This window comes from Janthinobacterium sp. SUN128 (genome assembly GCF_030587275.1).
Taxonomy (GTDB): Bacteria; Pseudomonadota; Gammaproteobacteria; order Burkholderiales; family Burkholderiaceae_D; genus Janthinobacterium; species Janthinobacterium lividum.
In genome coordinates, this window is sequence record NZ_JAPWHY010000002.1 from 258,633 (window position 1) to 276,135 (window position 17,503).

Annotated in this window: 19 protein-coding genes; 6 read left to right on the forward strand and 13 right to left on the reverse strand. The window is 64.7% G+C overall.

The window, feature by feature from the left end:
- Positions 1-51: 51 nt before the first annotated feature.
- The 3 genes from O3297_RS21190 to O3297_RS21200 all read right to left on the reverse strand — a co-directional run bounded on the left by O3297_RS21190 (position 52) and on the right by O3297_RS21200 (position 3,209).
- Positions 52-237, reverse strand: coding sequence for a CsbD family protein (locus O3297_RS21190; protein WP_034759763.1), 186 nt, complete (start codon positions 235-237; stop codon positions 52-54).
- Between the two features lie 174 nt (positions 238-411).
- On the reverse strand, positions 412-1,056 hold the full coding sequence (locus O3297_RS21195) for a bifunctional 2-polyprenyl-6-hydroxyphenol methylase/3-demethylubiquinol 3-O-methyltransferase UbiG (protein ID WP_305049965.1): 645 nt from the start codon (positions 1,054-1,056) through the stop codon (positions 412-414).
- A gap of 68 nt (positions 1,057-1,124) precedes the next feature.
- Entirely contained in the window at positions 1,125-3,209 is a 2,085-nt protein-coding gene (locus O3297_RS21200) for a M13 family metallopeptidase (RefSeq protein WP_305049966.1), read from the reverse strand.
- A 243-nt stretch (positions 3,210-3,452) separates the two neighbouring features.
- On the opposite strand from O3297_RS21200, the gene O3297_RS21205 reads away from it, so the two are divergent.
- Positions 3,453-3,758, forward strand: coding sequence for a flagellar protein FliT (locus tag O3297_RS21205; RefSeq protein WP_305049968.1), 306 nt, complete (start codon positions 3,453-3,455; stop codon positions 3,756-3,758).
- A gap of 422 nt (positions 3,759-4,180) precedes the next feature.
- Here O3297_RS21205 and O3297_RS21210 read toward each other — a convergent pair whose 3' ends face one another.
- On the reverse strand, positions 4,181-5,302 hold the full coding sequence (locus tag O3297_RS21210) for a FimV family protein (protein ID WP_305049969.1): 1,122 nt from the start codon (positions 5,300-5,302) through the stop codon (positions 4,181-4,183).
- Between the two features lie 172 nt (positions 5,303-5,474).
- Here O3297_RS21210 and fumC point away from each other — a divergent pair, with 172 nt between their 5' ends.
- The 3 genes from fumC to O3297_RS21225 all read left to right on the forward strand — a co-directional run bounded on the left by fumC (position 5,475) and on the right by O3297_RS21225 (position 7,596).
- The gene (gene fumC, locus O3297_RS21215) at positions 5,475-6,869 is read left to right on the forward strand and encodes a class II fumarate hydratase (protein ID WP_305049971.1); all 1,395 of its coding nucleotides are present in this window, start codon (positions 5,475-5,477) and stop codon (positions 6,867-6,869) included.
- Between the two features lie 96 nt (positions 6,870-6,965).
- On the forward strand, positions 6,966-7,187 hold the full coding sequence (locus O3297_RS21220; protein WP_034781865.1) for an RNA-binding S4 domain-containing protein: 222 nt from the start codon (positions 6,966-6,968) through the stop codon (positions 7,185-7,187).
- A 124-nt stretch (positions 7,188-7,311) separates the two neighbouring features.
- Positions 7,312-7,596, forward strand: coding sequence for a hypothetical protein (locus tag O3297_RS21225; RefSeq protein WP_034781863.1), 285 nt, complete (start codon positions 7,312-7,314; stop codon positions 7,594-7,596).
- 129 nt (positions 7,597-7,725) lie between these two features.
- Here O3297_RS21225 and O3297_RS21230 read toward each other — a convergent pair whose 3' ends face one another.
- The 8 genes from O3297_RS21230 to O3297_RS21265 all read right to left on the reverse strand — a co-directional run bounded on the left by O3297_RS21230 (position 7,726) and on the right by O3297_RS21265 (position 15,269).
- The gene (locus O3297_RS21230) at positions 7,726-9,348 is read right to left on the reverse strand and encodes a DUF692 family multinuclear iron-containing protein (RefSeq protein ID WP_305049973.1); all 1,623 of its coding nucleotides are present in this window, start codon (positions 9,346-9,348) and stop codon (positions 7,726-7,728) included.
- A gap of 17 nt (positions 9,349-9,365) precedes the next feature.
- A complete protein-coding gene (locus O3297_RS21235) occupies positions 9,366-9,668 on the reverse strand; it encodes a DUF2282 domain-containing protein (protein WP_034781859.1) in 303 nt (100 codons plus the stop codon).
- 241 nt (positions 9,669-9,909) lie between these two features.
- Entirely contained in the window at positions 9,910-10,110 is a 201-nt protein-coding gene (locus O3297_RS21240) for a YjfB family protein (protein ID WP_034781856.1), read from the reverse strand.
- A gap of 57 nt (positions 10,111-10,167) precedes the next feature.
- Entirely contained in the window at positions 10,168-10,692 is a 525-nt protein-coding gene (gene mobB / locus O3297_RS21245; RefSeq protein WP_305049974.1) for a molybdopterin-guanine dinucleotide biosynthesis protein B, read from the reverse strand.
- A gap of 95 nt (positions 10,693-10,787) precedes the next feature.
- The gene (locus tag O3297_RS21250; RefSeq protein ID WP_305049975.1) at positions 10,788-12,248 is read right to left on the reverse strand and encodes an alkaline phosphatase family protein; all 1,461 of its coding nucleotides are present in this window, start codon (positions 12,246-12,248) and stop codon (positions 10,788-10,790) included.
- Positions 12,249-12,349: 101 nt separating this feature from the next.
- A complete protein-coding gene (locus O3297_RS21255) occupies positions 12,350-13,057 on the reverse strand; it encodes a general secretion pathway protein GspB (RefSeq protein WP_305049977.1) in 708 nt (235 codons plus the stop codon).
- Between the two features lies 1 nt (position 13,058).
- The gene (locus O3297_RS21260; protein WP_305049979.1) at positions 13,059-14,693 is read right to left on the reverse strand and encodes an ExeA family protein; all 1,635 of its coding nucleotides are present in this window, start codon (positions 14,691-14,693) and stop codon (positions 13,059-13,061) included.
- Between the two features lie 51 nt (positions 14,694-14,744).
- A complete protein-coding gene (locus O3297_RS21265) occupies positions 14,745-15,269 on the reverse strand; it encodes a hypothetical protein (RefSeq protein WP_176374860.1) in 525 nt (174 codons plus the stop codon).
- Between the two features lie 413 nt (positions 15,270-15,682).
- Between O3297_RS21265 and O3297_RS21270 the strand changes: the two genes are divergently transcribed.
- Complete coding sequence (locus O3297_RS21270) at positions 15,683-15,955, forward strand: hypothetical protein (protein WP_139144691.1); 273 nt, start codon at positions 15,683-15,685, stop codon at positions 15,953-15,955.
- Between the two features lie 51 nt (positions 15,956-16,006).
- Here O3297_RS21270 and O3297_RS21275 read toward each other — a convergent pair whose 3' ends face one another.
- Positions 16,007-16,294 carry a hypothetical protein gene (locus tag O3297_RS21275; protein ID WP_034759823.1) on the reverse strand — a complete coding sequence of 96 codons (288 nt, stop codon included), beginning with the start codon at positions 16,292-16,294 and terminating at the stop codon, positions 16,007-16,009.
- A 336-nt stretch (positions 16,295-16,630) separates the two neighbouring features.
- Between O3297_RS21275 and O3297_RS21280 the strand changes: the two genes are divergently transcribed.
- Positions 16,631-17,503 (forward strand): BadF/BadG/BcrA/BcrD ATPase family protein, encoded by an 873-nt coding sequence (locus O3297_RS21280; RefSeq protein WP_034781841.1) that lies wholly within the window; start codon positions 16,631-16,633, stop codon positions 17,501-17,503.

Genomic DNA, 17,503 nt, shown 5'->3' on the forward strand with positions numbered 1-17,503 from the left:
CGCCGCCTGTCTCGCGACAGGCGGCGGTTTTTTTATTGAGCGTGCGTCAGCTTAAGGTTTGCGCGTAACGGTTTCCACCGCGTCTTTCACATCGCCAACCTTCTTCTGCACTTTGCCTTCGACCTGGTTTGCCAGGCCCTTGGCTTGCTGTTCTTCGCTGCCGACGACTTTGCCAGCGGCTTCCTGGATTTTACCGCCGACTTCCTTCAGTTTACCTTCGACTTGATCTTTGTTCATGATGGATCCTCACTGTAGTTGGTACATCTGTTGTCCGGCCCCGAAGGGCCGGTACTGCGGCTCACACGCTGTTGCAAACTGCTTGCTGCGTGTCGATGTATCCATAGTACGCAAGGGGGATCAAAGGCTCTGTACGGTTCCTAACACATGCTCAATTTGCGCCAATATTGGCGATCACACAGGCTTGCGCCACACGGTGGCCAGCCACGGCTGCTGGTCGCGCGACAAGCCGGGCGGGCGGTAGTACTGCTCGATCAAGGTAAAACCGGCCGCCTGCACGTAGGCGGCCCACGTCGCTTCGTCGTGATAGCTGCCATAGCGCGCGCCATTCCAGCCTTCCTGATTCTGCCCGCGCGGATTCGAGCTGAACAGCACGCCACCGGGCTTCAGGCACGCGTACAAAGCGCGCAGCACGCCGGGCAAGGCGGCGCTGGGCACGTGGAACAGCACGGCATTGGCGAACACGCCGTCGAAGTGCGCGGCGGGCAGATCGAGGTCGACGAAATCCTGCTGCCATACGGTGCAGCCGCTGTAGGCGCGCGCCATCTCGACGAAGCGGGGACAGCCATCGACGCCGGCGGCATGGTGGCCCATGGCCGTGAACGCCTTCAGGTCGCGGCCAGGGCCGCAGCCCAGGTCGAGAATATCCAGGGGCGCCGGCTTGCCGATGGCCCCCAGCAGCGCGGCGATGTTCTGGCTGACGTCGTGGTCGCGCGTGCCTTCGAAAAACTGCTCGGCGCTGGCGTCGTAATGAGCCAGGGTGCGCCCGGTGATGGCGTGGATGGGGTCTTGCGGGTCTTGCGGCGGGGTTGGCTTCATGGCGGTCCTGTCGATATGTGCCGCCATTTTACGGTGCCAGCGCACTGCGCGCTGGCACCGCTTTATAACTACCAGACGCGCACGCGCTGTTCCGGCGCCAGGTACAGCTGCTGCCCCGGCTGGACGTCGAAGGCCGGGTACCAGGCGTCGAGGTTGCGCACGGTGGCGGCCCGGTATTGCGCCGGCGCATGGCCATCCGTGAGGATCTGCTGGCGCGCCGCCGCTTCGCGCGCCTTGCTGCGCCAGCTGACGCCATAACCCGTGAAGAAATCGCGGTCCGCATCCGCCTGCGCCGGCTTGCCCTGCTGCGACAAGGTGAACGCGTCATGCGCGGCCGCCACGCCGGCCAGGTCGGCCAGGTTTTCGCTCAGGGTCAGCTGGCCATTCACGGCCAGGTCGGGAAACGGCTTGTAGGCCGCGAACTGCGCCACCAATTGCTTGGATGCGGTCTGGAAATGCGCCAGGTCGGCCGGCGTCCACCAGTCGCGCAACTTGCCCTGGGCGTCGAACTGGGCGCCCTGGTCATCGAAGCTGTGGCTGATCTCGTGGCCGATGGTGGCGCCGATGCCGCCATAGTTGGCCGCATCGGATGCCTGGGGGTCGAAGAATGGCGGCTGCAGGATGGCGGCCGGAAAGTTCAGCGCATTTTGCAGCGGCAGGTTGACGGCATTGACCAGCTGTGCCGGCATGGCCCAGGCCTTGCGGTCAGGCGACTGGCCCAGCTTGGCCAGCTCCTGCCGGTAGTGGAACTGTTCCGCCCGCTGCACATTGCCCAGCGCATCGCCGCGCACCACGCGCAAGCCCGCATAGCTGTCCCAGCGTTCCGGATAGCCGACGCCCACGTACAGGGTCTTGAGTTTTTCCTGCGCCTGCGCCTTGGTGGCCGGCGCCATCCAGTCCAGCTTGTCGATGCGGCGCGAGAAGGCGGCGACGATATTCGTCACCATGTCTTGCACGCGGGCTTTCGATTCAGGCGGGAAATAGCGCTCCACGTACAGCTTGCCGACGGCGTCGCTGAGGGCCGCGTTGGTTGCCGCCAGCGCGCGCTTGCTGCGCGGCGACTGCTGCGGCGTGCCGCTCAGGGCGCTGCCGTAGAAGGCAAAGCGCTGGTCGGCGGCGGCCTTCGGCAAGGTCGTGCTGAAATGGTTGATCGCGTGGAAGGCGAGGAAATCCTTCCATGTGGCCAACGGCACGCTCGCCACCAGCGCCGCGCTGCCCGTCATGGCCGTCGGGTGCCAAACGATGAAATCCGTCTGCTTGCCCAGGCCCGCCGCCTGGAAGAAGGCCTTCCAGTCCAGGCCCGGCGCCTTGCTGGCGAAGTCGGCTGCACGCCACGCGTTATTGCCCTTGGCGACATCGGCCGAATCTTCGCGGCTGGCGTGGCTGGCGGCAATTTGCTGCTCCAGCGCAAACACGCGCGCGGCACGGGCCGGCGCATCGCGGTAGCCGGCCTGCTTGAGCATGGCGGCAATATGCGCCTGGTAGCCCGCGCGCAAGCCCTGCATGCGGGCGCTTTCCCCCTGGTAGAACGCGCGGTCGGGCAAGCCCAGTCCACCTTGCAGCAGATAGGCCACGTTGCGCGTGGTGTCGTTCAAATCTTGCGCCACCCACAGGCCGAACAGGTTTTCCGTATAAAAATTGGTGGCATTGAGCGGGTCGACATCGGCGCGCAAGCTCTCGCCCAGCGCGCGGGCCAGCCCTGCCTGGTCGCGTATGCCATCGATCTTCTTCAGCAGCGGCTTGATCGGCGCCCAGCCTTTCGCTTCGATAGCTGACTCATCCATCCAGGAACGGTAGAAATCGCTGACCTGGCGCGCCGATGCATCCGCCTGCGGCGCCGCCGCCAGGCCTTCGACGAGGGCGATGATGCGCTCGTTGGTCGCATTGGCGAGGATGGCGAACGAGCCCCAGCTGCTGCGGTCGGCGGGAATCTCCGTGCCGCGCAGCCAGTCGCCATTCACGTAATCGTAGAAATCGTCGCCGGGCAAGACAGCCGTGGGTGCCGCCATCGCGGCGGCAGGACTGGCGGCCGCCTCCTGGCCATGCGCGTGGACGACACCCCCGGCCAGGGCGATGCCGGACAGGGCCAGCGCCATGGCGCGCTTGCGCCAGGAAGCAGGGAAAGAGGAAGCGGCAGCAGTGACAACGCGCATGGTGATCCTTTCAGGCAAAGTAACGACAGTAGTATGCAAAATCATAACGCGTTTTGAAGCGCCGCAACACATTCCCCTGTCACCACGACGCCAGCAGGCATGCGGCTTGGGAGGCGATTCCGGCGGCAGGCAAGCAATCATCTAAATTATTTTCATTTTTTTTCAAAAACACCCTCAAGTTCCCGTTGCAGCTGCCGTTAATCTAGACAAGCGGTAATCCATTCACTAGTTACGGGTGTGCTCATGACCTCCAACGACGTTCTCTCGATGTATGAAAATATTGCAGGAATGACCAATAAAATGGTCGTGGCCGCACGTTCGAGCGACTGGGATGGCTTGGATACCCTGGAAAACCAGTGCGCCAGCGCCGCCAGCGCCGCCAGCGCGACCATGACAGGCAAGGTACCCGCCCTGGCCGGCGCCTCGCGCCTGCGCAAGATCGACTTGCTCAAGCAAATCCTGGCAAATGACCGCGAAATCCGCAGCATCACGGAACCGTGGATGACGCAGCTGCCGAGCGCCATGCCAGGTTCGCGCGCCCGCATGTAAGAAACTTGCCGCACCAGAAACGACAAAAGCACCTGCGGGTGCTTTTTTTGCGTCTGCCTCCGTGCCAGGGAGCGCGCCATCTGCGGCACCAGGCAAGGAGGGGGGGGTGGGGGAATTTGGAAGGCGAGCCCCAGGTATCTCCTGGCGTCGCCTCGCTGCCGGTTGCATCCGGCGTTCGCGAGCACATCGTCGGCATCGCAAACCGCTTCCAGACCCAGGCGTTTGTGCAACGCTACACCTGTTTGCCGCGCCACACTATCGTTGGTGACTGCGCCAGGCTGGGGCTGTTTTATCGTAGAGCAAGTCCACTGAATTAATCATATCACCATCTTTAAGAATTAAGCAACGCGATTGGCAAGCGTTTCCATGTATTTTTTCAATATCTTTTTTTATATCAAATTCTCGTGCCGCCTTGCATCGCGTTAACGCGAGAACGGCTCCGGTTCCGGCTCGGCCCCTACCCCGCCTTCCACCGCTTCCGTCAGTACGGGCACATCCTTCTTCTTGCGGCTGAAAGGCTTGCGCAGCAAGACCCAGTATTTCGACGGCGCGCCCGGCCCGGCCGCCTGCTTGCGCTTGCGCACGACATACACGATGACCGCCGTCAGCAACAGGAAGACCAGAGTGCCGATGCCGAGCCACAGCAAGCCATTGCCACCCGCCGCCTTCTCGCCCGCTGGCGGCACCAGGGGCTTGGGCTTGGCATGCGGCACCCGCGCCTCGGCCGGCGCGGCGGCAGGCGCAGCGACGGCGGCAGCGGTGGCAGGCTGAGCCAGCGCCTTTTGCAAGGCGCCGAGCTTGCCTTCCAATTCGCCGAGCTTCTCATTCAAAGCCGCGTTTTTCTCATCCAGCGCAACGCACGCTTGCGCCTGCTCCACATTGGCCTGCGGCGCGCAGGCGGCGACGGGCGCCGTCGCGCGGCGCAACGGCGCCGGACGCAGCGCGGGTACAGCCGGCGCGGGCGCGGCCGGCGGCACGAACACGCGCGCCGGGCGCACGAGGCCCTCGGCGCGCGCGCGGGCCGCCAGCGCGGCGGCATCGGGCGACGGCGCGCCGGCCGCAGCCCGTGGCAACGGTGCGGATACGGGCGCAGGCAACGGAATCGCGGGCCGGACTGGCGCACTGACGGCAGCGGCAGCAGGCGGGGCCGCTGCCAGCCACACGGTGCCCAGGCGCACGACGGCGCCATTGCCAATGCCCAGCAACAAATACAGATGCACATGGCCCGCCTGGATCGCTTGCCGGGTACTCACGCGCACATAGTGGCGCCCGCCGCGTTCCAGCGGACTGATCGTCAAGGTTTGCAGGGCCGGATCCATGCCGATGCCGCCGCCCCGGTACACATCGGGCGAGGCCAGGCGCACGGCTACGCCATTGGCTTCCTCGGGCGCCAGGGCCGTCAGTTCGATTTCGGCCAGCAGCGGCTGGCCCACATGCGACAGCACCGCCATCTCGCCCAGTTCTGCCGCCATGACGGGTGGCAAGGCCAGGCTGGCGGCGGCGCACGCGATCAGGGACCAACGGGGAAGGCTGCTGCTCTGCATGGACTGATCACTTTGATAACAATATAAATAAGGGGAACTCGCCTGTCTTTAACGGCAGGAAAACGCAAAAATATAGATAGGCCAGGGTAAAAATGATGCATTACAGCATCATCCTGTGCCTTTTTTGCGCCTGGAGTACACTCGATCCACCTCTATCGATGAAAGGGATGTCATGAGTAGCAGAATCGAACGCGACAGTTTCGGCCCGATCGACGTACCCGCCGACCGGCTGTGGGGAGCGCAAACGCAGCGCTCGCTCGAGCACTTTCACATTTCCACGGAAAAGATGCCGCCCGAACTGATCGCCGCCCTGGCCACCGTCAAGCGCGCGGCCGCCCACGTCAACCTGGACTTGGGTCTATTGGATGGCAAGAAAGCCATCGCCATCACGCAGGCGGCCGACGAAGTGCTGGCCGGCAAGCACGACGCGGAATTCCCGCTGGCCGTCTGGCAGACGGGTTCTGGCACGCAAAGCAATATGAACATGAATGAAGTGCTGGCCAACCGCAGTTCCGAGCTGATCGGCGGCTTGCGGGGCGCCGAGCGCCTGCTGCACCCGAACGACGACGTCAACCTGGGCCAGTCCTCGAACGATATCTTTCCGACCGCCATCCACGTGGCCGCCGCCCTGGCCGTTGCCAACACGGTCTTGCCGCCGCTGCGCCAGCTGCGCGCCACCCTGGATGCGAAAGCCACGGAATTTGCCGACATCGTCAAGATCGGCCGCACCCATTTGCAGGATGCGACGCCGCTGACCCTGGGCCAGGAATTTTCCGGCTACGTGGCACAGCTGGACTTTGCCGAGCACATCATCACGGCAGCGTTGCCGCCGCTGCTGCAACTGGCCGCCGGCGGCACGGCCGTGGGCACGGGCTTGAATGCCCACGTGGAATTTGCCGGCCGCATCGCGGCCGAGCTGGCGCGCCTGACGGGCCAGCCGTTCGAGACGGCCAGCAACAAGTTCGCCGCCCTGGCCGCCCACGACGCCCTCGTCGCCGCCCATGGCGCACTGAAAACCCTGGCCACGGCCCTGATGAAAATCGCCAACGACGTGCGCTGGATGGCCTCCGGTCCCCGTTCCGGCCTGGGCGAAATCACCATCCCCGAAAATGAGCCGGGCAGCTCCATCATGCCGGGCAAGGTCAATCCTACCCAGTGCGAAGCGCTGACCATGCTGTGCTGCCAGGTCTTCGGCAACGACGTCGCCATCACGGTGGGCGGCGCCTCGGGCAATTTCGAGCTGAATGTCTTCAAACCCTTGATTGCGCACAACTTTCTGCAAAGCGCGCGCCTGCTGGGCGACGGCATGCGCAGCTTCGACGAGCATTGCGCCCACGGCATCGCGCCGAACCGCGAACGCATCGCCGAACTGATGGAGCGTTCCTTGATGCTGGTCACGGCGCTGGCGCCGCACATCGGCTACGACAAGGCGGCGCAAATCGCCAAGCAGGCCCAGCATGAAGGCACTACCCTGAAGGAAGCGGCGCTGGCCCTGGGCTTTGTGACGGAAGAGCAATTCAGTGCCTGGATCGTACCCCTGGAGATGACGCGTCCCAACAAAAGCTGAGGCTGCACCCTGCATTGCTGGCGGCTTCAGGTAAACTAGGGATTAGTTGAGGTCGTCATCAAGTGTTTAAAACACATCATTGCAATAAGGGATACAATGCAAAAAGTAAGCTTTGATTTAACATCCGAGTTCGTCGAGCTGAACCAGCTGTTGAAGCTGGTCGGCCTGTGCGACAGCGGTGGCGCAGGCAAGGTCATGGTCGATAGCGGCGTGGTGAAGGTCGATGGCAAGAAGGAATTGCGCAAGACCGCCAAGATCCGCGCCGGCCAGGTCGTCAGCGTGGGCGATATCCGTATCACGGTCGTCGGCCCCGCTTGATGCCGGCATGGGGCGCGAAAGCAGCCCCATGCGTTCAGCCCTCACCGCTGCCAGCCGGCTGCCTGGATCAAGCTGCAACATGTCGTTATTGCCAGATAAATATCGATTGCAGAAGGGAAGCGCCATGGACCATCCCGAACAAGGTACGCGCAGCCAGGAACGCCTGATCGGCGACTTGCGCCAGGTAATAGAAAACGCGGAAGAATTGCTGCGTAACACAGACAAATACACCAGCAGCCTGTACCAGGGGGCGCGCGCCAGGCTGGAACTGGCCCTCGTCGCGGCCACAGCCGAGCTGGCCCGCTTTGAAGAAGAGCAAGTGACGCGCATGATGGACGCCACCCTGGCCGCGAATACCCTGTACCGCGATCAGACGGGCGAAGCGCGCGTGCTGCGGGCCTTCGAATAACAACGCCTGACAAAACCGTAGCGAGCGGAAAGAAGTTGTGGTTGAGAAGCGCAACTGTACGAAGGCACAGTGAGCATCGCAGACCGCAAATTACGACGCGTAGTAGGTTTTGATAGGCGTACTAAACCGTCAGGTCGTCAATACGGCATGCGCCAGCCACTGGCGCAAGTATGCGGCCAGGTCAAATGCCGGATCCAGCTCGAACGCCGCATCGAGCGCGGCGCCAAAGGTCTGCCCCTGCTGCAAGGCCAGCAATGCCGCATGCGCGGCCGCATCCAGTACCAGCACTTGCGCCTTCCAGCGCGCCCGGCATACCAGCGCGTAGCTGGCCACCTGCATCTCTTGCGGAAACATCCCCTGCCCTTCACCATCCTGATGCGCCTGCCATAGGGCCGCCACCTGCCAGCCGGACGCCAGCAAAACGCAAGCGGGATGCAAGGTAAAACGCCGCGCTTCCAGTTGATCGGGATGCAGGGCGGCCAGCGCCTCTGGCGCCAGGCCCTGCGCATCGGCTGCGTAATGTGCCAGGTGCAAGGCCCATTCCAGGCGCGCCATGTCCGGCAGATAGGGCAACTCCGCCACGGGCGGGAACACAGCGAGAAAATCGGCGAAACGGGCACCAAACTGATTCAAATCAGCGCTATCGGATGGCATCTGCCGGCCATACGCGTGCGCCAGGCCGCCAAAGAATTCCTCCCCCACCAGCGCCAGCACGACGGGGTAGACCTGGCTCAGCGTGCGGCGCCAGTTGGCGCCCAGGCTGCCGCGGTACAGTGAAAAACGCTGCGGCACCGCGTCTCCCGCGAACGGCGGCAAGGCTGCCGCCGTATCCAGCAAGGCTGCGGCAAACGCTTGCTGGCCAGCCGCCAGCGCGTCAAGCGGCACTGGCGCTGGCGAGGACGGCAGCGCCGCTCCCTGCCATGGCGTCTGCGGCACATGCCGCGCCAGCATGGCCTGCGCCTTGTCCGCCTCGCCCAGCAGGATATCCAGCGGCGGTAAATCCGTATCCCATTCGACCAGGGTGGGCACGGCGCCAAAGCGCAGCAAGGCGGCCGCATACAAGTCCCAGACGGGATCGGCCACGGCGGCGCCATGGTGATCGACCACGGCGTGCGGCGTCAGCAGGTGGCCGCCCAGGTGCAGCTCACCCACGCTGCCCGGCGCAATGGACTGCATGGCCGTCAAGGCGTCTTCGCCGTGGTTGCACTGGTTCACATACAAGTTATTGATATCGAGCAGCAGCCCGCAGCCGCTGCGGCGCGCCAGTTCCGCCAGGAATTGCGCCTCGCTCATGGCATCGTCGGCAAAACGCAGGTAAGTGGAGACATTCTCCAGCAAGATCGGCCTTTTCAGCACATCCTGCACCCGCCCCACCCTGGCGCACAGCAAATCGAGAGCGGCGCCATTCAAGGCCAGCGGCAACAGATCGTTGAGTTGCCGCTGCGCCACGGCACCCCAGCACAGGTGTTCCGACACGAGGGCGGGCTCGATGCGCTCGGCCACGGCGCGCACGCGCTGCAGGTGCGCCTCGGAAAAACCGCGCGCGGAACCCAGGCCCAGGCCCACGCCATGCAGGCTGATCGGGTAATCCTGGCGCAGAGTCTGCAGCACATGATGATCCCAGCCCGACGGCTGCAGATAATTTTCAGTGTGTACTTCCAGCCAGCCCACCTTGGGCCGGCGCGCCAGGAAGTCGCGGTAGTGCACGGCGCGCAGGCCGACGCCGGCAAGGGCCTGGATGGTCGGCGGCATGGGCAGGCGGCGGACGCTTACGGTTGCGTGGCCGGCTTGGCAGCCTTGCCGGCCTTGATGGGCTTGACGGAACCGCCCGCCTGTTCGCACGTGCCCTTGGCAACATACGTCCATTCCGTGGGCAGGTTGTCCGCTTCCGCCTGGCCGGCGCAGGAATGCGCGCCATCGGACGAGGCGCAATCGTTCTGCCCCGCCTTGGCCACGCCATAGCATTTTTCCTTGTCGCCGGGGGCGGGACCATCGTGTGCGGCCGCGTTGATGGTGGTGCCGGCGCAGATGCCCGCGAGGGCGGCAGCGATGAGAGCTTGACGTTTGTTCATGGTGATTCCTCTTGCATGGGTCAAAGTGATGGCGCGCCCCGGGCTGCGCCATGGGCAACGCGAGGTGGTGGACATCATTTTACTGAATCGGCCGCGCCATGGCGAACCATGGTCAATTAGTCAATCTTACAGGAAGGAAGGGAAGGCAGGAAGACAGACAAAACCGCCCACTCACCACCGTCGATGACGGTGGTGTGGTCATAGCGATGGCGAGCGCCAGACCGGCGCCGCGGGACTGCGCTCAGGCTGTCGTGTTGATGCGGTTACCGAGGTGGGCCGGCAGGCTCGGCGCCGACTGTACCGGTGGCAGCGCTGCCAGCAAGGCCGTGGCAGTCGAGCTTTGGATATCCTGGGCTTTTTTGAGGACAGTCAAGCCGACGGCTTGCCGCGTGCCTGTCTCCGCCATCGTGGTTGACAGTTGAGCAATGCTTCCGACGTCCATACGTTTCTCCAATGAGGTTCTACCCTTGTTAACGGATGCCGCCGGCAAACCTTTAGCTTATTTTTCCAATCTGTGCAGCAGCCAGGCCAATACGTGCTCGCGCGCATTCAAGTCCAGCCATGCTACGCCCTCGCGCAAATCGGCCGGCGCCGGGCTGTCGGACGCGACGGCGACCACATGCGGGTCGTGCGGATACAGGGGCGCTTGCCCCACTTCCGGGCGGAACACTTCCAGCTTGGGGATGAGGTCCGTCTTGAAACCTTCGACCAGGGTCAGGTCTGCCGGCCCCATGCGGGACAATTGCTGCGCCAGGCTCGGTTCCGGCGCGCCGCGCAGCTCATGCACGATGGCAAAGCGGTACGGCGACGCCACCAGCACTTCGGCCGCACCGGCCAGGCGCAGGCGGGCGCTGTCCTTTTGCGGCGGCTCCAGCGCCAGGTCATGGTGGCTGTGCTTGACCAGGTTGACGCGCAAGCCGCGCGCCGCCAATTCCTTCACCACAAATTCCAGCAGGGTCGTCTTGCCGCTACCGGAACGGCCGATCACACCAAGTACCGGGTGTGCGGGCATCGCATCGTGCATGGTCACTCCTTGATTGAGAAGGAATGATTATACGCAGCCCCACGGGCGCCACCGCCTGGCGCAGGCGCCGCGCATTGCCCACCTCATCGCCCAGGTCAAGCGCCTGTGGATTTCCCGCCATTCCCGGCGCCGGCGGACGCCGGCTTGCCGCCCTGCCGCCGACGCCTGTCCGCCATCCTGCCCGCCGTTTTATTCGCCGTTTGACTTTTCACCGCCTGCGCATTCCTGGCCATGCGCGCCAATTGCCGGTGGGCGGCGATCGTGCCCGCCTCGGCATCGGATTGGGACGGGGCGGCGACAGCGGCGGCCACCTCGCCATCAGACGGGCGGGCGGGCGCCAGCGGCATGAAATCCTGCGCCCGCACATCCGCCTCCCATGCGGCGCGCTGCGCCAGCACGACGGCGGGCACGGCAGGCGCCGTGCGCGGCTGCGCCAGGGTCAGCACGTTCCCCAGACCGCTGGCGGCCGCCACGCGCGCGCCCATTTGGGGCAAGGCGCCATCGGCGGCGCGGCAAAAGCGCTGCAGGATGGTCTTGATGATCGACGTGTGGTCGACCACCTCGTGGCTGACGCTGCCCGGCGCGATCAGCGGCGACACCAGCAGCATGGGCACGCGCACGCCGTAGCGGCGAAACGCGGGGTCGTCGTCGATGGCGGGGCCAGGCGGCACATGGTCGAAAAAGCCGCCGTGTTCGTCATAGCTGAGGATCAGCAAGGTGCGCGCCCAGTCGGGACCGCGCGACAGGGCCTGGTAGACCTGCGCCACGAGCGCCTGGCCGGCGCGGATATCGGCCGGCGGATGGTCGTCATTCTCAAAGAAATGCGGATCGATCCAGCTGACCGAGGGCAAGGCACCGGCCAGGGCATCGCCGATGAAGCCATAGCGGCGCGCGCTGGAGCCGAACGGTTCGTACCATTCGGACGAGCGGTAATGGTCGTCCGTCAGCGCCAGGCTCCAGGGCTTCCAGGCGGAATAAAATTTCCAGCTGACCTGGGCACGCTCGAGGTGGCGCACGAAGGACTTGTTCGCATACAGGGGCACGCGCTTGCTGTCCTTGCTGCCGGCCGCCTTGCCGCTGAGCGCATACAGGCGGTTGGGCCAGGTAGCGCCCGGCACGGAACTGTAGCAGCGGTCGCAGACGCAGAACTGCTGCGCCAGGAAATCGTACATGGGCAAGTCGGCGCCATTGTAATAACCCATCACCAGGTCGATGTCGGGGTCGCCCGGATGCGTTTGCGCATAGTCGCCGACAAAGCCGCCGTTATTGTTTTGCAATTGCTGCGCCACCGACATGCCAGTATGCGACGGATCTTGCTGCGGCCCGAAGGCCGTGCGCCGCAAATGGTGCACGGGGTAGGTCACGCCCGCATGCACGTTGGCATGGCTTGCCTGCAAGCCGTCGATATCGGCGCGCCCGCCTTCCAGGCTCAGGTAGCCGAGCATGTGGTCAAACGAGCGGTTTTCCATCATCAGCACGACGATATGGTCGATGCGCGCCAGGTTTCCAGGCACACCCACATCAAGGACACCCTCACCAGCTGCGGCAGCAATCATCGGAACTCCCCCGGCCGCGCACACGGTCGCAGCGACCCTGGTTCGACCAGGCCTGGCCAGTATGGTTCAGCGTTGGCGGTCCGGTCTTGATGCGCAACAGCTCAATACGGCACGCGGTAGCGGTAGCCCTTGAAACTGAAGATGGCTGCCTTCGGCTGCAACTTTTCCAGCACCAGGCCGGGCGCCAGCTCCTCGCCTTCGTGGCGCAGTACCTTGTCGATCAACAACAGGCGGTCGGCCGGATTCTTCGAGTAGATATAGCCGCCGATGGCGACCGGGGGGATTTGCCGCTGTATCGGCTCGGGCAAGTCGCGCATGCCGGGTACGGTCTCTTCGGCTGACGGCGCGGGCGCGGGCATGGCCGGCGCCGCAGCGGGAGCGGGGACAGGCGCAGCCGCCTGCCCTGGCGACTCTTGTTTCGGCTCCGGCACCGGTCTGGCATGGTGAACGGGAGCGGCGGTGACCGCCGCCGGCACGGGGGGGACTTGTGCGACGGGAACTGGCGCAGGCGCGGGAGCCGCTGGTGGCGGCGCTGCCGGCACCGGCGCGGGCACGGCCTGGGCCAGCACGGCTGGAACGACAGGAATCGCCGCAGGCGCGTTGGCCGCTGCCTGCCAAGGCTGCCACAGCAGCAGCGCGGCAGCCACGGCCACCGTCACGCCGCCCAGCGCCAGCCAGACGGGCGCGCGCCGCGCCGCGCCGGACGCGGCGGTGTCGTGCAGCTGCACTTGCGGTGCGTGGATCGATGGCAACTCGCCCAGCTGGCGCTCGGCTTGCGATTTTTTCAGTGCTTCAAGTATGTAAGACATCTTATTTCCCCGCCACCATCGCCGTCGCAGCGGGCGCCGCCACGGCAGGAGCTGCGCTGCTCAGGCGCGGCTCCGAATTGTCACCCAGCTGCATCAGGCGTATGAATGTTTTCGGGCCTGCCAGGCCATCGGCCCGCAGGTTCTGGCGCTGCTGGAAGGCGCGCAACAGGCCTTGCATCTCGGCATCAAGCGGCTGATTGGCCGCCGGCGCCGGCAAGCCCTGCTGTTGCGCCAGGCGCTGCGCCAGCCAGTCCACGTCGGCGCCGCGGGCGCCCAGCGGCACTTCGTCGCGCCAGTTGCGCGGGGCGCGCCAGAATGTCGTGAAACTGCCATCGCTACGCTGCGCCAACTGGGCCAGCGGCAGGCTTTGTTGTTTGCCATCGAGCATCAGTGTGGCGGTCTCGTCCTGCAAGCGCGTCAGCAGCGCCAGCTGTTCCACACCCTCCGCACCGCGCAAGGCCAGCATGGCGGGACGGTCCAGCACGCGCAGTTCGGCGATGCCGCCCCGGCTGTGCAGGCAGCGCAGGCCGGCGCGGGCGCCCGCCTGGCAAGCGTCGCCGGCCGGCAACTGCTCGCCCCACAGGCTGGCCAGCTGGCGCAGCACGGCATTGCGGTCCGGCACGCTGACGGGCGCGGGCGCGGATGCGGCGGCAACCACCACGCTGGAGGCGGCCGGCGCAGAGGCGGCCACGGCAGGTACAGCGGGCACAGCGGACGGGCGCGGCATGAAATGCCAGGCCAGCGCGGCCGTGACCACGGCGCCGGCCAGCACGCCGCCCGTCACGTGGAGCCAGCGCAGGCCCCGTCCGGCAGCCGGCTTGCCCTCTTCCGCAAACACTTCCTCGGCGGCACGGCGCAGGATCTGGCGCGTCACCTGCGGCTGGTTTTCCACGTAGGCGCCCAGCAACGCGCGGTCGCACAGCAGATTGATGCGGCGCGGCACGCCGTGGCTCATGGCATGGATGGGCGCCATCAGGCGCGGCGCGAACGGCGTCTGCGCCGTGCTGCCCGCCACGGCCAGGCGGTGGCGGATATAACTGGCCGTCTCGTCCGCCGTCAGCGACCCCAGGTGATAGCGGGCGATCACGCGCTGCGCCAGCTGCTCCAGTTCCGGCCTGGCCAGCATGGCGCGCAATTCCGGCTGGCCGATGAGGATGATCTGCAGCAGCTTGCGTTCGCTCGTCTCCAGGTTGGTCAGCAAACGCAGCTGCTCCAGCACGGCGGCGGACAGGTTTTGCGCCTCGTCGATGATCAGCACATTGTTCTTGCCCTGCGCATGGCTGGCCAGCAGGTGCGCATTGATGGCGTCGACATAGCCTTTCACGCTGGCCACGCCGGGCGCCAGGGCGATGCGGAATTCCTCGCAGATCGACAGCAGCAATTCCTCGACGGACAGTTTCGGATTGAAGATATACGCGAGCTGGCAGTTTTCCGGAATCTGCTCCATGAAGCAGCGGCACACGGTGGTCTTGCCGGCGCCGATTTCTCCCGTCAGCAGCACGAAGCCGCCGCCGCTGCCCACGCCATACAGCAGGTGCGCCAGCGCTTCGCGGTGGCGTTCGCTCATGAACAGGTAGCGCGGATCGGGGGCGATCGAGAACGGCGATTGCTTGAGCTGGAAATAATGCGTGTACATGGAGACCCTGCGGATGAAACGATCAAAATGCGCGGCGCCAAGCCGAATCCCTCATCGGGTGCGGGCGGGCGGCAACGGCTTGTATTTGGCGCAATACACTTTCGCCTTGCTACGGAAGTAGACGATTTTACTGCCAGGCACGGAACCACGGACAGGAAAGGCGGAATTGTCGAGTTTATTGAAACGCAGGCCCGAGGCGCCGCGGATGGCGGGTTCCAGCTTTTCCGGCGTCGCGTCCGCCACAACGCCCATGAAGACGAGGGGGCTGGTGTCGTCGCTGACGATCACGTCGGTAATCGGCGCGCCCCACAAGGTGGCGTCCGTGCGGAACCAGTAGGCGCCCCCTTCATGCTTGTAGGCCGGGCCGAAGGCCGTCAGCAAATAGGCATAGAAGGCCTTGTTGTCGATCTGGTCGATGCACAGCACGGCATTGCCCACCACTTGCCCGAACGTGGACGGCGGCGGCTTTTGCTGCGCCAGCACGCCGGACACGGGCACGCCAATGGCCAGCAAGGCGAACGCCGCCAGCAGGGCCGGCGCACGCCACGGGCGCATCAATGCACGGCGCACGCGCATGATCAGTGCTTGCGCTCTTCTTTCTTGACCTTCTTGGCTTCCTTCTTTTCCTTCATGGTCTTGGCCGGTTCCTTCTTGGCTTCCTTCTTGCTGTCCTGTGCCTTGCTCATCATCTACTCCATGCCTGGGCGGAAATGCCTGGGCCATTATGACACTCCCCCATGAAAATGCCACGTCATTTCCCCCATGCAATGAATCCCGTCCGGCAAGCACAGGCAGCGCATGCACTTATTTGCAAAAAGACGTTTGCATTTCTATTTTATTATGTTTTAATACACGAAATTTATAAATAGATATCATTTCGGTGCGGCATGAGCAGCGCCGGAAAGCATACCAACTGGGGACAGGACATGGGCCGGCATACGGCGGGACCATGTGTTATCGACTTACAGCCCTCGGCGGAAACAGACAATATGATGAGAAAGATGATCTTGCTGGGCGCGGCCCTGTCGTTCTGGGCCGCTGGCAACATGCATGCGGCAGACACGCCGCCGATTCAAGTGGCCGCCTACCAGGCGGCGCCCGCCACCCTGGCCATGCAACTGGCCAGCTTCCAGTCACCGAACGCCAGCCGGCACGCCTCTGGCCCGCATGAACCGGGCACCCATTCGCTGCTGCTGGTCGCCATCTTGCTGCTGAGCCTGCGCATGCGCGCGCGCCCCAGCAGCGAAAAATTCAGTACCTGACGTGAAAACGGCCGCGCAAGGCGGCCGTTCCATCCACACGTCAGCGCACTATCAGTGCAGGCACAGGCGGCGGCGCGTCTTTTCGATCAGCGCCGCATCGTAGGGATAGAGGTTCTCGATAAAGAACAATTCCGTTTCCGCCTCGTCTTCCAGGCACATTTCGATCATGACCGGGCCATCGCTTTCGCGGCCCAGGAAATCCTTCGGCCAGCGATTCTTGCGGTGCGTGCGCATCATTTCCATGCCCAGCGCGGCCAGCGGCGCCGACACGCCGGCGGCCAGCGCCTCTTGCTGCCAGTCGTCCCAGTACTCGCTCTTTGCTGCCTTGTCGTTCATCATGCTCTTCCAACTCAGGTGTAAAAGGCGGACTTTACTCTTCATGGCGTCCCTTGCCAAGCAATACTGCAGCGCGCGGCACAGACCAGTCTGAAAAAATTGGCATTAAACAAGGCCAATTTCAATACCATTCACGACGCACAAAAACTCCTTTATTAACAAACACTTGCAATCACGCCCTCGGGCACGGCGCGCCATCGCGCAACGCATTTGTTAATACCACTTAAATACCTGTTGACAAGCCATCGGGGCGACAATATAGTGCCTTCAGCTTTTTCGCCGCCCGACAAATAAAAGAACCGAGACAGGCGCATTCAACCAAACGCGGGACTGCACAACATGATCGAATACATAATCGGCGTCGACGGCGGGGGCAGCGGAACCCGCGTACGCCTGGCGCGCCTCGACGGCCAGGAACTGGCGCAGGGACAAAGCGGCCCTTCCGGCCTGGGACTGGGCATCGAACGGGCCTGGACTTCCGTGGCGCATGCCGTCACCCTGGCCTTCCGCGCCGCCGGCCTGGAACAGCCGCCGCTGCAGCGCATGGCCATCGGCCTGGGCCTGGCCGGCGTGCACAACAAGCAGTGGGCTGCCAGCTTCGTCGAACACAATCCCGGCTATGCCTTTGTGGCACTCGAATCCGATGCCCTGACCACCCTGCTGGGCGCGCACGCGGGCCAGCCGGGCGCCATCGTTGCCATCGGCACGGGCAGCGTGGGCGAAGTGCTGCACGCGGACGGCAGCCGCCATGAAGTGGGCGGCTGGGGCTTCCCCTCGGGCGACGAGGCGGGCGGCGCCTGGATCGGCATGCGCGCCATCAACCACGCGCAGCAGGTGGTCGACGGGCGCGTGCCCGGCAGCGCCTTCGCCACGGCCATCATCGATGCCTGCGGCGGCCAGCGCGACGCCATGCAGGTGTGGCTGGCCGCCGCCAGCCAGACCAATTTCGCGCAACTGGCGCGGCTGGTGCTCGAACACGCGGCCAGCAATGCGGTGGCGCGCACCATCCTGACGGATGCGGGGCAGCAGATCGCCCTCATCGCCAGGGCGCTCGATCCGGCTGGCACCTTGCCCGTGGCCCTGTGCGGCGGCCTGGCGGCGCCCTTGTCGAGCTACCTGCCGGCGGACTTATTGCAACTGGTCGTGCCGGCACAGGGCGACTCGGCCGCAGGCGGCCTGCGCCTGATACGCAAGTACTTGCAGGAGCAATGA